22 protein-coding genes are annotated in these 15,244 nt (G+C 39.6%); 5 read left to right on the top strand and 17 right to left on the bottom strand.

Features of this window, described 5'->3' with window-relative positions; all coding sequences use genetic code 11:
• Nucleotides 1-194: 194 nt before the first annotated feature.
• From V756_RS0108565 to V756_RS0108515, 10 genes are all read right to left on the bottom strand, one after another.
• The gene (locus V756_RS0108565; protein ID WP_024714296.1) at nucleotides 195-1,052 is read right to left on the bottom strand and encodes a RecB family exonuclease; all 858 of its coding nucleotides are present in this window, start codon (nucleotides 1,050-1,052) and stop codon (nucleotides 195-197) included.
• Between the two features lie 11 nt (nucleotides 1,053-1,063).
• Nucleotides 1,064-1,306 carry a hypothetical protein gene (locus V756_RS0108560; protein ID WP_024714295.1) on the bottom strand — a complete coding sequence of 81 codons (243 nt, stop codon included), beginning with the start codon at nucleotides 1,304-1,306 and terminating at the stop codon, nucleotides 1,064-1,066.
• A 13-nt stretch (nucleotides 1,307-1,319) separates the two neighbouring features.
• A complete protein-coding gene (locus V756_RS0108555; RefSeq protein ID WP_024714294.1) occupies nucleotides 1,320-1,973 on the bottom strand; it encodes an HD domain-containing protein in 654 nt (217 codons plus the stop codon).
• A gap of 24 nt (nucleotides 1,974-1,997) precedes the next feature.
• Complete coding sequence (locus V756_RS01000000122115; RefSeq protein ID WP_024714293.1) at nucleotides 1,998-2,414, bottom strand: hypothetical protein; 417 nt, start codon at nucleotides 2,412-2,414, stop codon at nucleotides 1,998-2,000.
• On the bottom strand, nucleotides 2,401-2,799 hold the full coding sequence (locus V756_RS0108545; protein ID WP_024714292.1) for a hypothetical protein: 399 nt from the start codon (nucleotides 2,797-2,799) through the stop codon (nucleotides 2,401-2,403). Before V756_RS0108545 ends, V756_RS01000000122115 begins: the two co-directional genes overlap by 14 nt.
• A 14-nt stretch (nucleotides 2,800-2,813) precedes the next feature.
• Nucleotides 2,814-3,179, bottom strand: coding sequence for a hypothetical protein (locus V756_RS0108540; protein ID WP_024714291.1), 366 nt, complete (start codon nucleotides 3,177-3,179; stop codon nucleotides 2,814-2,816).
• 79 nt (nucleotides 3,180-3,258) lie between these two features.
• Complete coding sequence (locus V756_RS0108535) at nucleotides 3,259-3,936, bottom strand: hypothetical protein (RefSeq protein ID WP_024714290.1); 678 nt, start codon at nucleotides 3,934-3,936, stop codon at nucleotides 3,259-3,261.
• Nucleotides 3,937-3,982: 46 nt separating this feature from the next.
• Nucleotides 3,983-5,068 carry an ATP-dependent DNA ligase gene (locus tag V756_RS0108530; RefSeq protein ID WP_024714289.1) on the bottom strand — a complete coding sequence of 362 codons (1,086 nt, stop codon included), beginning with the start codon at nucleotides 5,066-5,068 and terminating at the stop codon, nucleotides 3,983-3,985.
• Nucleotides 5,061-6,068 (bottom strand): DNA cytosine methyltransferase, encoded by a 1,008-nt coding sequence (locus V756_RS0108525; RefSeq protein WP_024714288.1) that lies wholly within the window; start codon nucleotides 6,066-6,068, stop codon nucleotides 5,061-5,063. Before V756_RS0108525 ends, V756_RS0108530 begins: the two co-directional genes overlap by 8 nt.
• Before the next feature lie 302 nt (nucleotides 6,069-6,370).
• A complete protein-coding gene (locus V756_RS0108515; protein WP_024714287.1) occupies nucleotides 6,371-7,504 on the bottom strand; it encodes a response regulator aspartate phosphatase in 1,134 nt (377 codons plus the stop codon).
• Between the two features lie 685 nt (nucleotides 7,505-8,189).
• Here V756_RS0108515 and V756_RS0108510 point away from each other — a divergent pair.
• Nucleotides 8,190-8,987 carry an SMODS domain-containing nucleotidyltransferase gene (locus V756_RS0108510; protein WP_024714286.1) on the top strand — a complete coding sequence of 266 codons (798 nt, stop codon included), beginning with the start codon at nucleotides 8,190-8,192 and terminating at the stop codon, nucleotides 8,985-8,987.
• An 11-nt stretch (nucleotides 8,988-8,998) separates the two neighbouring features.
• Nucleotides 8,999-9,790, top strand: a complete 792-nt coding sequence (locus tag V756_RS0108505; protein ID WP_024714285.1) for a hypothetical protein — start codon at nucleotides 8,999-9,001, stop codon at nucleotides 9,788-9,790.
• Nucleotides 9,791-9,809: 19 nt separating this feature from the next.
• Here the strand turns inward: V756_RS0108505 and V756_RS0108500 are convergent, their stop codons facing one another.
• The 5 genes from V756_RS0108500 to V756_RS0108475 form a co-directional block, all read right to left on the bottom strand.
• Nucleotides 9,810-10,013 carry a hypothetical protein gene (locus tag V756_RS0108500; RefSeq protein WP_024714284.1) on the bottom strand — a complete coding sequence of 68 codons (204 nt, stop codon included), beginning with the start codon at nucleotides 10,011-10,013 and terminating at the stop codon, nucleotides 9,810-9,812.
• A complete protein-coding gene (locus V756_RS0108495; protein ID WP_024714283.1) occupies nucleotides 10,013-10,534 on the bottom strand; it encodes a metallophosphoesterase in 522 nt (173 codons plus the stop codon). Before V756_RS0108495 ends, V756_RS0108500 begins: the two co-directional genes overlap by 1 nt.
• 36 nt (nucleotides 10,535-10,570) lie before the next feature.
• Nucleotides 10,571-10,870 carry a hypothetical protein gene (locus V756_RS0108490; RefSeq protein ID WP_024714282.1) on the bottom strand — a complete coding sequence of 100 codons (300 nt, stop codon included), beginning with the start codon at nucleotides 10,868-10,870 and terminating at the stop codon, nucleotides 10,571-10,573.
• A 351-nt stretch (nucleotides 10,871-11,221) separates the two neighbouring features.
• Nucleotides 11,222-11,626, bottom strand: coding sequence for a hypothetical protein (locus V756_RS0108480; protein WP_024714280.1), 405 nt, complete (start codon nucleotides 11,624-11,626; stop codon nucleotides 11,222-11,224).
• Between the two features lie 60 nt (nucleotides 11,627-11,686).
• On the bottom strand, nucleotides 11,687-12,505 hold the full coding sequence (locus V756_RS0108475) for a methyltransferase domain-containing protein (RefSeq protein WP_024714279.1): 819 nt from the start codon (nucleotides 12,503-12,505) through the stop codon (nucleotides 11,687-11,689).
• A 137-nt stretch (nucleotides 12,506-12,642) separates the two neighbouring features.
• Between V756_RS0108475 and V756_RS0108470 the strand changes: the two genes are divergently transcribed.
• A complete protein-coding gene (locus V756_RS0108470; protein ID WP_024714278.1) occupies nucleotides 12,643-12,831 on the top strand; it encodes a hypothetical protein in 189 nt (62 codons plus the stop codon).
• A 27-nt stretch (nucleotides 12,832-12,858) separates the two neighbouring features.
• On the opposite strand, the gene V756_RS0108465 is transcribed toward V756_RS0108470, so the two are convergent.
• A complete protein-coding gene (locus tag V756_RS0108465; protein WP_024714277.1) occupies nucleotides 12,859-13,089 on the bottom strand; it encodes a helix-turn-helix domain-containing protein in 231 nt (76 codons plus the stop codon).
• A gap of 234 nt (nucleotides 13,090-13,323) precedes the next feature.
• On the opposite strand from V756_RS0108465, the gene V756_RS1000000124355 reads away from it, so the two are divergent.
• Nucleotides 13,324-13,446, top strand: a complete 123-nt coding sequence (locus V756_RS1000000124355) for a hypothetical protein (protein ID WP_255210023.1) — start codon at nucleotides 13,324-13,326, stop codon at nucleotides 13,444-13,446.
• A gap of 188 nt (nucleotides 13,447-13,634) precedes the next feature.
• Nucleotides 13,635-14,402, top strand: coding sequence for a hypothetical protein (locus tag V756_RS0108450; RefSeq protein WP_024714276.1), 768 nt, complete (start codon nucleotides 13,635-13,637; stop codon nucleotides 14,400-14,402).
• A 24-nt stretch (nucleotides 14,403-14,426) separates the two neighbouring features.
• Here V756_RS0108450 and V756_RS0108445 read toward each other — a convergent pair whose 3' ends face one another.
• The gene (locus tag V756_RS0108445) at nucleotides 14,427-14,957 is read right to left on the bottom strand and encodes a group I intron-associated PD-(D/E)XK endonuclease (protein WP_024714275.1); all 531 of its coding nucleotides are present in this window, start codon (nucleotides 14,955-14,957) and stop codon (nucleotides 14,427-14,429) included.
• Between the last annotated feature and the right edge of the window lie 287 nt (nucleotides 14,958-15,244).

Raw genomic sequence — 15,244 nt, 5'->3', positions numbered from 1 at the left:
AACATTAATTGAATAGTTAGTGTGAGCCACCTCATTGAACCCGCTTAACAAGACTTGGTCTAAATCAATCTTGGTAAGGAGCCAGGCTGTAAGTAAAGTGTAAATAAAGTACATCTGTTACTTGGTCTCCTTAATGTAGTCTCTAACAAGCTCGCCTTTATCGGTTGGCCCGTTAAGTCTCTTCGTCACAAGTGTTAACCTCCGTTGAATTGTTTGTATCTATCGCAGAGCCTATTAAAACCACAGAAATTCTTACAATAAAAATCTTGGTACTGTGCAGGGAAGGAACCTTGACGTTGATATGCAAGCATTTGCATGTATTTGAACTTAATGACGTTCTTGACTTCGGTTAAACGCTCTATGGGTATCTCCACTTCAACGACTTTCCCAAACCTGACAAAGTCATAGCGGTACTTGTAAGGGAGTTCACCATACATCAAAAAGCAAGCCATGCCGTAAATAGGAAGTTGAGGCTTTGCCATTATGGCGTTATGACTGTAGGGTTTAGATGTTTTGTAATCAGTAACTATAAGACCCTTGTCATCTCTTTCGACTTTATCAATAAACCCTTTTAAGGGGACGACTCCGTTTTGTAAGTCGATCTTGAATTTTGCTTCTAGGCCGACCACTTTTGACCAGTCCATTTCAGGTATGCTGTTTATATAGGTCAAGCCTTGCTCATAGTATTCATCTCGTTTTTCCTGATTGGGGAAATCAATCATGGGGAATAGTTCCTCATAAATAATCAGCATTTGTTCTAAAGTAAGCGGATCTTCTCGCTCCATAAGTTGGTTCGAGAAACCGTTAAGCACGCCATTAATATCTCCATCGCTAACAAAGTTGCTAGGTTTAAATGGGAGGGAGTCCTTATAGAAGTTAGTTCTTGGATACATCTCAACCAAGAAGTGCATTAGAATCCCATAATCAGCGTAAAAAGATTCTACACCTTCCTGTCCCGGTCTTTCCTCATTCACGTATTGGTGAAAGAAAGAGAGGGGGCATTGGGTAAATCGCTCCAATGCCGAGTTTGAGAGTTTGCGTATCTCTCTCATGATAACCCTCCTTATTTTCCGTCATCTTCTAAGGCTTTTCTGTAATTGAATTTCTCCTTACTTTCCAGCTTAGACATTAAGGCAGATAAAATTGTAGCGGGAAGAAAAGAGAAGACAGTTAACCCTAAGTAAATAAGTGCTACGTAAAGAACTTGAATATGGGTTAGCCCCACCTTTTTTAGTAGCATGATGGAATAAAACCAAGCTATTAAAACAATAAACGAACTCAAGAAAAGTTTTATTAGGTTTTTCATTATAATCACCTACTTAGTATTGGTATCCGCTGATGAAATCTGTGTGAACTAAGTTCTTCCTACTGGCAATGTAGTCAGCTAAATGCACTACATACTGTAGAGGTGTCTCAGGTTTTACCCCTCCAACAGAAGTCCATTCACCGGTCATAATATTTCCCATATGTCGCTCAATGGCAGACATGATTGTATCGAATTCCGGGGTTTTAGCATAATCACCGACATAACCGGCAGACTTGTAGTGTCCGTAGTATGACCGTGGCATAAATGGGTGCATGTCCATATATCGATCATCAAAGTCTAAGCCGTATTTGATGATGTCGTGGCCTATCATCGCTGCAAGTGCCATATCAGTCTCTTTGTCATTTAACCCAAATGTCCGGGATAAATCGTAAGCTACTTGACAACCCATTAGGACGTGCCTGACTAGACCGCCTTTGTCGGTTGACCAGGGGGCGTGCCATTTTCCCGAAACTGAGGCAGGGACGATGAAGAAATAGTCGGGGGCTTTCTCCAACATAAATCTTGCGAAATTCTTAATTTCAGAGCTAAGAGACATTAAATCTAGATACTTTTGGAACTGTGCCATACCTTTTTCACGATAGTCTTTTAATTCGGTAGCGGATACCTCTACTTTTTCACCACGAACCATGATTGTTAAGTTTTCCATTCTAACTCTCTCCTAATCTATCGGTTATTTTTTATATGCGGGATGGTTCTCAATACGGGTCCCTTTTTCATTTGGTGGAGAAGGGGGATGAGGAGGGAGAGGCAAGTCCTCGTAATATTTCTGATCTCTTTCACCCTCTGCGGTTAAATTGTCTTCGCCCAGAAGTTTGACAGAAACTGTCGCATACTCTACACTTGAAAACGGAATTACTGAGGTTTCTTTTTTAGCATTTTTACGTACGATAGTTTCACCTTTATCGATCCATTCTTTAAACCTGCTTTGAAAGAAAAGGTCAGCTTCTTCTAAAGTAAGTGGTTGAGTTACCTCTTCCGTCTCCTTGTCAATCTTCTTTACTAGACGTTCCTCAACCCAATCGATTTTTTTAGAGTTGCCACTCTTAAAGTAGAGGATTGTAGAGACTTGAAATTTATTTAACTTCATCGTTTACCTCCTTTTTGACCTTAGCTACACCCTTATAGCTGATGTTTGCTCCAACTTTTTCAGCAATATCCAAAAGCTCAAGTGCGTCAACCGAACCTCCGTAGTTCTCCTCTATTTCCTGGATAATCTTTTCTAAAATAGGCTGGTTTTGGGGGTGGGTGGATTGTTTCCCGATCAGTACATACTTATAGGTTCCTTGAGTTACCCTCTGAACCAATATTCGATAACCTTGCTCTACTAGCTCATGGATTCTTCGCTGGTAAGACATTGCGATTTTTGCCAACTCAAAGTTATAAGCTCCCCTTGAGTCCCTTGCTTCCAACAATCTCAAGATTCTTTTTTGCTGTGAATCAAGCCGTCCTAGCGCTGCTTTATATAATGACATTTAATTTCACCCTCCTAGCGAATAGCCTTCCGCTTAAAGCAGATGTTATTTTGTTTCAAAATAGAAAGAAGTTGGGAAGTGGAGATTTTATCATGTTCTGCTACCAGGTCGAATAATCTCTCATAAGCACTTACATGGTGCCCTGGCTCTTCGAACCCAACTAAGACATAGCTAATTTGACCTTGACCTTTTTCAACCAACTCAATTATGTGACCGTCTTTACGGAGAGAGTGTAAGATACCTGAAAATCTTAAAGCCACTTTTAATAGTTCGGAGTTTTTAACTCCTTCTTTTCCAGCTTTTTTGAGCATATCTAACACCAAGTTTTTCTTGAGAATTCCGTAAGAACTTCCTGTTTTATTTAATCCATCACTACTCATGTCGCAGCCTCCTTTGTACTCCTTACAGCCTAGTAATCGAAGGGACGTACGGTAGAGTTGCGATATTTTTTTAGAAGTCTTAATTTGAATTCACGGTTAAGAAAGAACCAAGATCAAACGTCTCTGACACTTGTACTGCTAAGTCAGATACTAGCTGTGTTTTGTCTGTTTTCCGCACAGAAATTGAGCCGGCAATGTGAGCGGCATTGACAATACTTATACTGCCCTGCACCGAGAGTGACCCTGATTTGCGGGCGGATATATTACTCGGGAGGTCTGATTCTGCTAACATCCTCACATCAATAGCGGAGTACATTTCGCTTGTTCCTGGATTAACAATCAGAGCTTGAGCCACAATGTCGGTAACCTTTTTGAAAGTACCGTCTTCATGTTCATCGAAATTATAAATACCTTCTATTAGCTGTGCGTAGGCTGATCCTCCAAGTACGTCTATGTCGTGGTGTTGCTTGGTATCCGTATGTTCGAAGACCAGGACAGTTCTGTTGTTTTCATAGTCGTGGATTCCCCCGAGCTTACAGATAAGTGGGGTGTGTTTGGAAGATAAAGCTTCTGTAATCATGGGAGGGAGGTCGCTGTAAAACTGGTCATGATTAGTTAGGTATGCTCCTGGAAGTAGGGTGATTGAATATCTCTGTCCATCCACTACGAACTCCAATGTTTCTTCGCCTGTAAGTACAGCCTCAGAAGGAAGTTTTTTATCACAATAAACCCTGGAACCATTGGGGTATAAAGCCAAACTGAATCACCTCTATGAAAAAGGGCCACCAAGGCAGCCCTTATAATTAATCCTCATTTATTACACAGTCTTTCGCATTCTTGTCGGGACGTAATCGTAAAAACTGAGGGTGGCGGAAATAACCGTCTTTAGTCCGTTCCATTGCAGAGATCTCCATACACGTTCCAATATACTTATCGGAATTTTCTGTCATGTCTTTGCGTAATTCATCTCTAATACCTGAGCAATGCCCCACATGTTTAAGTTCGCCCTTATCATCGTATTGAGCAAACTCAATTGCTCCAACCCAACCATAAAAATAAAACCTGGTTACTGGGCTTACTTTTATACCGTTTGACCAACATTCTTCCTGAGCTTCTTGTTGCCCGTTTAAGGTGTATAGAATCCCATCCTCAGCCTCCCAATAAGGCCAACTATCTAATTCTTCGCCCGTATATTCACGGACTGGTTCTTTAAAGCCAGTGATAATTACATCGGAAGTAATCTCTTGTTTCACTTTGATCCAATTCCATCTAGGTTTCTTATCAGGGTGGTACTTACCGTTAATGTTTTTCAGCATAACTCCTTCACCACCACGTCTCATAATTTCTGCGTTGTATTCCTTTTTATTATGTTTGACGTACTTTGATATTGAGATATGAGTAGTGTCAGGGTGGTCAGTGAAAATCAATTCCATCTGCTCTTCTAAAATACCCCTACGATCAATCCAGGGAAGGTCAGTTAACCAATTACCATCCATATCACGTAAGATATCATAGGCCACAAAGTTCACATAACCACGCTCTTCTTGGCGTGCAGCTGCTTTCTCAGGCGACGAACCCATAATCGATACAACATCACTGGACTTACCACCCTCAATATAAACTTCTCCGTCTAAGAGCAATAGAGGATAGTCAGACAAGACTTTATTTAAATGAGGTACATTCGCAGTTTTTTCAACAGGCAGTTTAGTGACAACTGAGACATGACGAGAAAAGAAACGACCACCAATAGAAAGGTAGCGGGAACCATCGTACTTTTCTTCTGCGATATAATCATCGTTCTCCCACAGCTCGTCCATTTTACGTTGATCTTTTACAGTAGTACCGCCCATAGGTAACAAGATCTCATCTAGTGGATATTCATTATTCATCTTTAGCACCTTCTCTAAACAAGTTTTTGAAAATGTCCTCAAGTACATTAACGACAATAGAATTACCTGCCATTATGTAGATTGTTGACTTGGAAATACCGGCACTGATTAGCTTTTCGTAGTCTTCTGAGTCAAAGCCCATTAGTAATAGGCACTGTTTCGGAGTGATTCCGCCAAGTTTTCCTTTATGGGCCAAGACAGTGAAATTCCCTCCGCCAGTGCCGTAATAAGAAGTGATAGTGGGGTGGTGTGGGTTTGATTGAAATCGTAAGCCGGATGTTCTGTGGCTAATAACCGTACGATCAAAATTAATCTCGCCTTCGATTTTCACAGAGGGGTCTTGAATTTTCCCTTTTGCGACATCGATGGCCCGCTGCTGACGTTTTGTAATATTTCGGGTGTTACTGACATCTAAAAAATTCCACCAACACGAAGCCCCCTTTAAATCAGGACGTGGAGAAGGAAAGGAGAAGCTACCGTCATCTATGTCTTTTCGAATAGATACTACAAAAACTCGTAGCCTTTCCTGAGGAATGTTAAAGTCCTTTGCGTCTAGAACACTCCAGTAATTGTTGTAACCCATCTTTTCTAGACGTCTAAGCATGTCCTCAAAACCTTCTCTGTGTTTCCCGATAAGGTTCTTTACATTCTCAGCGATCATGTACTTGGGTTTGCTGAACTCAGCGATACGCAAAGCGTCAAAGAGAAGACTAGATTCCTCTCCTTTGAGTCCTTCTCCACGAACCTTTGCAACAGATACGTCTGTGCAAGGGAACCCGTAAGTCATGAGATCGAACTCAGGAAGTGAAGAAGGGACAACCGACTTAATATCCCCTAAATTCTTTGATTCAGGTATGTTGTGCAGAGTCGAGTAAGCTTTAGCAATTGCGGCTTCTTTCTCGCAAAACCTAACTATTTCGAAATTGGCGTGGACTCTTCTGAGGGCCTTCTCAAATGCACCAAGACCTGAAAATAAGCTTAAAACTCTGATTTTATTCAAATAATGACAACCCCCTTCGCACCGTAGTGATCGATCTATGTGCGAAAGGAGTTGCGATATGGTTAGGTGTAGGAAAAGATTTGTTTGAAGAGAGGGTGTAAGGTGGGTACCTTAAAGGTAAGAACAATTAGACAAAAAAAATAAGAGGGAGGCCCTCTTATTTTTGGTATGTGTATTTGATATTAAATTTTGTTCAAGTCTCCATTCTTTCAGCGACTTTGTAAGTTGCGTTTTCCTGATGAAGATAGGATGTTCCAACTACCCCTGCGATACCCAATAGCAGGACTGCACTAAGTAAAAATTTAGATTTCATGTAACAGCTCACCTCGTTGGATTTTTATACGTGCGTCAATAGCTTTTCGGTAAAACTCAGTCGCACCTTTGAGTTCATTCTTGGCGGACAAGTAGTCACCGACGTACACCCCGTACCACTCCATGTCCGGGTACATGCTTGTTTCTTCGAAGAACTGGAAAGTTTCCCTTACAAGATCCAAGGAATTTGATAAGTATAGGCCCTCAACCATTTTTAGCTTAGCCAATACAATTTTTTCATTGCACTTTAAGGCTTTTTGTTTAGACTTATCATAGAACTCCCTAGCTTTTTTAGGGTTTTCCTGCTTCCCTTCGTTAAATGCGAGCATGAAATAAGCTCTAGCTTCATAACTCAGATTCTCAGGTTCTTCAATTTTAAGGGATTTAGTGTAATAAAGGGAAGCTTTTGAAGGTTCTTCAAGTTTATCATAACATATTCCAATGTTAAAAAGTGCCTTGCGTATCAAATAATTTTCGCCAAGTTTTTCAGCGTCCTCTAGGGCCTGTTCGGCGTGTTTTAATGCCTCTTCATGCCGCATGTTATCTAACCAGTTACCTGAAATAACGAATTGACAATGTACTTGTCTTATACCGTATGTCGGATACTTGCAGTATATGTCATAAGCACGTTTCGCATAGTTCATGGAGAAGTATGTCTGCTTCATGTGGTAATAAACTTCGGCCAATTTAAAATAAGCTTCCGCTTTTTCAACTTCTTCTCCTTCAATTGTTTCAAGACATTTTTCAGCTTGTCTGTAACAGTTTAATGAGAAGACCAATTCATGCTGCCTGAAATAGTACATCCCCATAAAAAAATAAAAATAGTATTCTAAAATTCCTGTGAGGTTCTGGTTGTTACTTTTCAGTTCCCTTAGCCTTTCATACTGTTTCTCTATATCTCTGACATTGTCAGGATGGAGATAGTCCAGCATTAATTCATGACGGAATTTCAATAGTTGGTAGTAAACGACGGCGTCTTGGTTTTCCTCCATAAGCTCGATTTCTTCCTTGACTTCATCCCTCATCTGCTCAGCCTTGGCAACCCAGTTATTCTTTAATGCTACATACCAGTGATTCATTTTAGTTGCCACTAAGTCATAAGGGATTACTTTCTCAGTACCCAAGTCGCAAACCCCTTTCTTGTCCTATTTATTTATATAGTTACATTGCAGGAAAGAAATGTAAAGAGAAAATACTCACACATTGTCGGAAATTTTAAAACAGTTAAAAACATAAAGTGAGAGACATTGTGTGAGGTTGTCACAAGCAATAGGTTTTGTAATTATTCAACTACAAATTACTGCTGACTGATGAAAAGAGAGGCGTTCATAGAACCCTTTTTATTTTCTTGCTTAGCTTTTATAAAGAGAAATTGTTGAAAATTAAAATAATTTGCTGTAAGATAAAGACGTCAGGGTGCTACCAACACCCCGGCTATGTACAAAAAGCTGCCCATCTAAGGGCTTGCTCATTGGTTCTTAGTTGAGATAGACCATTCCCTGAACTTTCTGAGGGCTCAAGGGAGGTCTGTTTTTTTTTTTGTTTACGGGAAGAAAAGGAAGAGATTGAATCTTAGGCCATAAATATGGTATAGTATGGATAGACTAGAAATCTCGTAAAAATTGCCAAGTTTATCTTAGATTTACCGTAAGAGGCAGTTAATCAACGGAGTTGTTTGAAGATTTCTGAAACTGGTTTTTGCGATAAATTCTCAATTATAGCTCTAAGTAAGATCGTCTTTAATTAGGCGATCTTATTTTTGGGTTATTGGCGGTAAACGAGAAAAACAAAACAATTAGGGGGAAAGGCATGTCAGTAAATACGTATTTAACAACACTATCAAGTAATCTCGTACTATCATCGATCGAAAACGAAAGTATAAAGAAATCGATCAACACCTTGAGTAAATATCTCAACTGGTACTTTGACAGCAATGATTTGCATGAACATTTCCGATTTGGGTCAAGTACAAGAGGTACAATTCTCCCAAGGAGTGCAGACTCAGGGTCTGATGTAGACTACATGGTTGTCTTCAAGAATCCGAATGGGTACAAACCTCAAACATTATTAAAATACCTCAAGGAATTTATGGAGAAATACTACTCTAGGTCTGAAATTTACCAGAGCAGCCCTACTATGGTGCTTGAGCTAAACCACATTAAGTTTGAATTAGTTCCCGCAGTAAAGGATGATTGGGGAAACCTTTCAATCCCTGCCCCAGCTACTGACTTTTTAGAATGGACTTCAACAGACCCTGGGGGATTTAATTCAGACCTATCAACTGCGAATGTCCACAATAATTATCAATTAAAACCGTTAATTAGGTTGATGAAATACTGGAATACTAATAAGTTGAAGGGTTACTACTCGTCTTATTTATTAGAGAAGTGGTTAGTGAATCGATACAGTTTTTTCACTAAATCGTCTTTAAAGGAATATGTGTATGATAGCATTGAAGGTCTAAATTATAATTATAACGATAGTCAGACTTTTAAAGATCGGTTAGATTCTGCCAAAAAGGCGGTAAGTAACTGCAAAGCATATGAATTATCGGCCTACCCTGGATTAGCAGAGACCGAAATCAAAAAACTATTCCCTGAGCTATAGGAGAGTAATTCATGAGTGACCGTATTGATTCCTTGGATAGACACTACAAACCTATAAATAAAATCGACTTATTATCGAAGGTCCTTTTTTGGATTAACGTTGTTTTAACTGTAGCTGTGTACTTTTTAGATAATTATGATTGGGCCAATAGTGTTTTAACCGGCTTAGTCATAATTACTACACTGCTTTATTTTGCAGTGGACAATTATTTGGGGATAAGTTTAATCCCCTCGGTAGAAGAGAAAAGAAGAACCCACACACTTACAAACTCTTTCGGTGTCCCTTTAGACAACGAAAGAACAAATAAGTATTATAACAACACCTTAGAACCGTCGCTGCTAAAGTTGGGGGCAAATATCCTTGAAAGTTCTCTGTTCTCCTCTAGGGTAACTGCTGAGATGGCTAAGCAAGAAAGATGGAAAATGATTCTCTTAGGATTAGTTTGGGTGGTCTCCCTAATGATTAGGAATACTGATATAGAGTTTATTTCTATAATTGCTCAGACGCTTTTTGCCAGCACATTACTTTCTGCATATTTTAAGTTAGAGGTTCTTCGTAAAAAGCACGAGGATATCTACAATTGCTTGTATAATATTTTTCTACAGAGAGGGCAGGACGGAACTAATGAAAAGAGTATCTCCGCCCGAATAATTGATTGCTTTGTTAAGTATGAGTCAGCAAAAGCATATTCAGGTGTTAAGCAGTCCACTAAGATCTTTTCTAAGATTAAGCCTGAGGTAGACGAAGAGTGGGAGCAAATCAAACATAACCTAAAGATTGAAGAAAGAGGTACCGAAGAGTAATGAAAAAGAACGCCTTAAACTAGGCGTTCTTTTTAATGTCGATATAAAGTTCGTATTCAGCGTTCTTTCCTGTTAAAGGGATGGTACGCCCTCTACCAACAATGAGCTGCTTAATCCCGTCTTTTTCTACTACTTCTCCGTCCCATGCACCGTTTACCACATAAAATTTAGTACCTACCTCTAGGGTGCTTATCTTGGTTAATGTATCTCCATACCTGTTCATTAGATCACCCCAAAATGTGCTTTAATAATTTCAAAGTCAATTGGACGGTAGTCGGTCAATTCAACTGATACACATTTATATTTGGTTTGGTCAAGTCCGTCGATTTGAGAGTGGACGTGGCCGTGAACATTGCCTTTAATTAGCCCGGTGAATGATAGTTTGGCGTGTACTTCCTCATCAAGGGGATAGTGTGATAGGCATAAATCGTCAAGCAGGATATCATCCTCGTAAACTTCATCGAAGTATTTAAGCCATTGGGGCTTAGAGGTCCGGTAGTCATGGTTTCCGAGACGAAGTATTTTATATCCGTTTAAATGGGGTAGGATACTGTCACGAATAGCTCTTCCTCCAAAGGATACATCCCCTAAATGGTAGACGGTGTCCTCAGGGGCTACCGTTTCATTCCAGCGTTTGATGAGTTCCTTGTTCATCTCATCATTGTCTTTGAAAGGGCGGTTCTCATAAAGAATGATGTTACTGTGATTAAAATGTGTATCAGCTACAATCCATGTTTTAGGCATTTGAAGCCCTCCCTTATTTACGTCGTATTCTTTAAGTTATCTGTGACCAGATCTTAAAAGTTCCGTGTACATGCGGACAAATTCGTGATAATCAATTTTATTGACTAAATCAATTAAATCATCCAATGTTTTCCTTGAGGCTCCAATATAATGGACAGTATCTTTTTGGTTATTCCAAGGGTATGTCTTGATAGCTAGCCCATCAATAATGTATTGGTGGGTCTCTGTTTCCATACTCACGTGGTTATCTAACCAAACATAGGTGTGGCCATCGACCACAACTTCATTGCCTGCACGGAGAAAATCAATAAATACACCTATCCGATTCCCAACCACCTTAAAACCTCCCAGCGTTGTATTCGTCCCACCAATCCTGATACATATCATGGATTTCTTCATGGCAGCAATCACACATCCAATAATAGTTGGAGAGTTCGTCCACATATGCACAATTCTGGTGAATCAATTTTAGATGTCCTCTATGTTTACAGCGGGGGCACTTCCGGGTGAAGAAATACCATAGGTGTTTGCCTTTAGACCTCTTGGTTACAAGGGTGTGAAACTTAAACCAAATTTGAATATACCGCTTTTTATGTTGCCAGGCATAAGAAGAAAAGAATCCAGTTGTGTACAAAGCTAGAAGTAACCCAGTAGCACTTATACCTGAAATCCAAGAAAATAGCTTTATTAACAACTGAGCCCCTCCTCGTACGAATCAATAATTTCTGGCACTCGTTGAAAGAAAGTAATAATACAACCCCTAGTGTCAAAAGGATATTCGCAATCAATTTCAGCACTAGATATATAAATTTCATATTCTATGCTGGATATTAGCTGTGGACTAGAAGGTAGCTCGCATTGTAAGTGCCTCCTCAAATTAGGGAGTTGTTCATTGACAAAATTCAAGAACAACTTCTCATAATCAGGGACCTGCTCATATAGTTTGTCTACAAGCTCTTCAATTGTGTTTTCTTGCACTTTGTAGAGGTTCTCGAACAATGCTTTATTTATATCTAATAGATCACTTAAAACACTCACTGCTTTATGGTTTCCAGTTAGGGTAACTCCCCACCACTCAAAATATTTATCCATTGTTGGTTAACCACCTTAGTTATTCTAATTCAGTAACTCGCTATTCTTTGTATTAATCGCCTACTTTTGAAAAACTAATAAGATGTTGGAGTCAGGAAAACGAGTTCGGCGCCCCTTCTCATCAAATAGCTCCACCTTTCTAGATAAGTGACGATTATGCCCTTCTTGTAAATAGTGGTTGTATGTTACCAGCTCTAGATCGAGTAAATCCTTAACAGCTGCTATATACTCTTTAGGTGTAAAGAGACCGTATTGCTCTTTAACTTCACGTTTATAATCCTTGTCTCCCCAAGTGTATGTGTAAAGGAATTCCATAGCGTCGTTCATCGGCATAGTAACTGAATCGTAGTCCCCTATGGTCAATTCGATCTGTCTTGCTTTAAAGTCCGTTGCGAATTGTGCCGCTTTTTGCAAGTCGTTCGGGTTTTTAAATTTAATTAGGACTTTGCTGTTGTCTTCCATTTTCACACCATCTCTGATGATAATACGCCCGCCCTTAGGGATAATGTTGTATGCACTTTTTAACGCTTCGTATACCGCTTCAATGGAGTAGCCGTTGTATGAAAAAACCTCATGGAGTACGGATGAGAAAATAACCGTATCCACTTCACCGACTTCAATTTCCTTTTGAAGATCACGTGCGTCAAGTTCGAAAACATCGTGGTAGAAGCTTAGCCTATCCTCGGTATGGCTACTTATCTTCTTGTCTACGCCAATCACGTTTATACATGGCTTGCGGGAGCGGATTAACTTACCTAAAACACCCCCACCAATACCGACATCCAGGACGGTATCCCCGGCGATGTACTGAATCATTTGAACCTTGTCATTAGCGCTTGCATTCATCTGCTCTAAGTATTTTTTCGTAATGGCAATCATCTGATCTCCCCTCTCACGAATATTGATCGCTACAGGGGGATAGGTAGTTGCGAAAATGTTTGACGGGTGGGTATTGACTTTGAACTGTTTGCTGGTTAAATTGGTAGCGGAATTGAAAGTTAGGGGTGGATGGACTCATGAATGACTTTGAAAGAAAACTTTATCAGATAATAGTTAACATGCACCTATACGGGAAAACACCATCATTAGAGGACTTAAAAAGAAAGACAGGAAAAACAGAAGAGGGGATAAGGGAGGCAACCAAAAATTTAATTATAAAAGGTAAGCTGTCATGGGATAAAGATAAAAAGGTTTGGATAATATAAAAAACCCTTCTCGGAAGGAGTAGGGCTTTATTGGTCGTAAGGTCGGTATTTTTTTCGATTGGCCTCCGCTTCTTTCTTTTGAGCTTCAACATGACTTCGGAGGTATAGGCTTATCAAGCCTACTTTTTTAACTGGTTTGAGTTTGCCTGAGTCTACAATCTGACTCAGGCGTTGTTTTGAAATATCAAGTAACTCCCGGACTTCGACTGCGGTTAAAACCTCATCCTGAATAAACTTTATTTTTTCATCCTCGGTCATTTTTCCTCTCCCTCCATACAAGGATAAAACCTTTCAGTATAGTGGTAATTACAGCGAGGTATAGGAGTACACATGCGATCTTTCCAATAGTGCTGACTTCTCCAATATTAATTGCCACAATACCTGCTATTATTATAATCAAAGTGAATATATCTGATGTACTGTAATGTTTAAAATAATTTTTCATACATACCGTGGACGTGGTATAATATTTGAGCAAGGGGATTTCTCCCCTTGGCTCACTTTGTATCAGCGCTTCTTGCTTTGCCGGCGGGAGCGCTTTTTCTTGTTCTTTTCTCGCTTTTCATTCTCCTTCTGCCATATGTCGTAGATATGTTTTATGATGGAGACGATTGAAGCGATTATTAGAACTATGTTCCTTAGATCGTCCACTCTAGCACCTCCTTTCTATACTATTATTATACCAAACCTCTTTACCTAGGTCAAGTGATTTAGAGTTAAAAAATTAAATATTTAGATATAATTTCCCTGCTGACCTTCTCAAGGATATATAATAAAAAAAACAAGGAAAGGTACGAAGGAACATGAAACTGAATAAAACAAAAGGTTTTTGGTTGGCTGTTTTGGCCGCTGTGCTGCTAGTCCCTTTTATCTTAAACAGCACGCTATTTCAATTTACTACCCCGCTTACATACCAAGGAGGGGATTGGCTTTCATTTTGGGGTAACTACTCCGGTGGGATACTAAGTGCTGTCGTCGCTTTTATTGTGGCGAGGATGACGATGAATGCTGAGATAAGTAAACATAGTTACGATACAAGGGTAGGGCAATTACCTGGTTTAGTTAGGATAAAGATGGAGATGGAGAAGATCACACGAAATGTCGAAAAAGCCTACAATGCTAGGGCTAATAATATTAAGAGCTGTGCAGGAACGGATGTACATCCTGAGGAAGTTAAAATTGAAGTAGATCTGCTTGATAAGGATAAATGGGTTTATCTAGACAGAGTACAGAATATAGATCTCCAAGTGAGGCTTATCGAAATACAAGAATTCTATGAAAAATGGTCCAGTTCTCTACGGTATGACGCTATCACGGAGAAAAAGAAATTTGCTGAGCTTGTTATTGCTTTAGGTATACACCTTGGTGGGGAACCTGGGACACCGATAGAACAGTTAGAGAAATCCTGGCAGTTAGAGAATGAACTTAATTACCATCACCATATTAGGGAGAAGGGGTGGGAGAAACTTGATGAAGGGTGCCGCCAAACTATTAAAGATACTCTCCAAGAAGTGCAAGTAATTATAGATGGTATTAAAGAAGAAAAAATTCGTTTTGAAAAATCAAAATAAATGCTAGACATAAAAAAGAGAGTGTCATTTTTTGACACTCTCTATAAGAGTAGCAGCAGTAAATTCACCTTCTAATTCTGCTAATTTTTTATCTAACTCGTACTCGTAAGAGTAACGTACCTTTTGTTTCTGACCGTTTAGTGTCTCTGATGTCCTCATGAAAAACTTAGTGGAGGGGACTTCACCTACCCAAGCCAAGTAAACCTTATCTAGTTCCAAACAGTAAGCTAAAAACCCCTCAATTTCCTCATGTCGGTATCTTCTTTCATAATAACCTTTAGATTTAGTTGAATTTGAACTCACTGTTTTAAACACCATTAGACCATTTTCTTCGGGTTTGTAGAGTATCGTCTTGACCTGCATACGGTAAAGTTTCCCGTTGTAATCCATTACTAAGTCGTATCTCTTGTTGTCTGTTGTCGGTACGGCAACGCTTATCCCTTTCTTAGTTAAAGCTGCTATCACACATGCCATCGAAATGTCACCTTTTATATTACTATCCATTGTCGCCATCGTCGCCACTCCTTTTTTAGATGTAGTTCTTGTCACCGCCATTTCATCACCCCCTTTCAAGGGGATTAGCGAAAGCCCTGCTGTATCAGCATTGTAAGGGGTGTTTTGTGGCGACCAAACTACATACTTGCTTTGGCGACGAGGTAAAACAGTGGCGACCAAATTGGTGACGATATTGGTGACCTGTTTGGTGACGATCTTTATATAAGGTACTACCTACTAATTTTTAATTTCGACAAATCCTTGATACCACTGACTTTCTCGCATTTTCTCAGGTATCTCCTAGATAAACTAAACCAGCTAAAATACCTTGTCGCTACCTTGACAGG

Origin of the sequence: Bacillus tequilensis KCTC 13622, from assembly GCF_000507145.1 — a bacterium.
Lineage (GTDB): Bacteria > Bacillota > Bacilli > Bacillales > Bacillaceae > Bacillus > Bacillus tequilensis.
The sequence above is the reverse complement of the archived record's forward strand: the minus strand, read 5'-3'. Positions and strand labels throughout refer to the sequence as shown.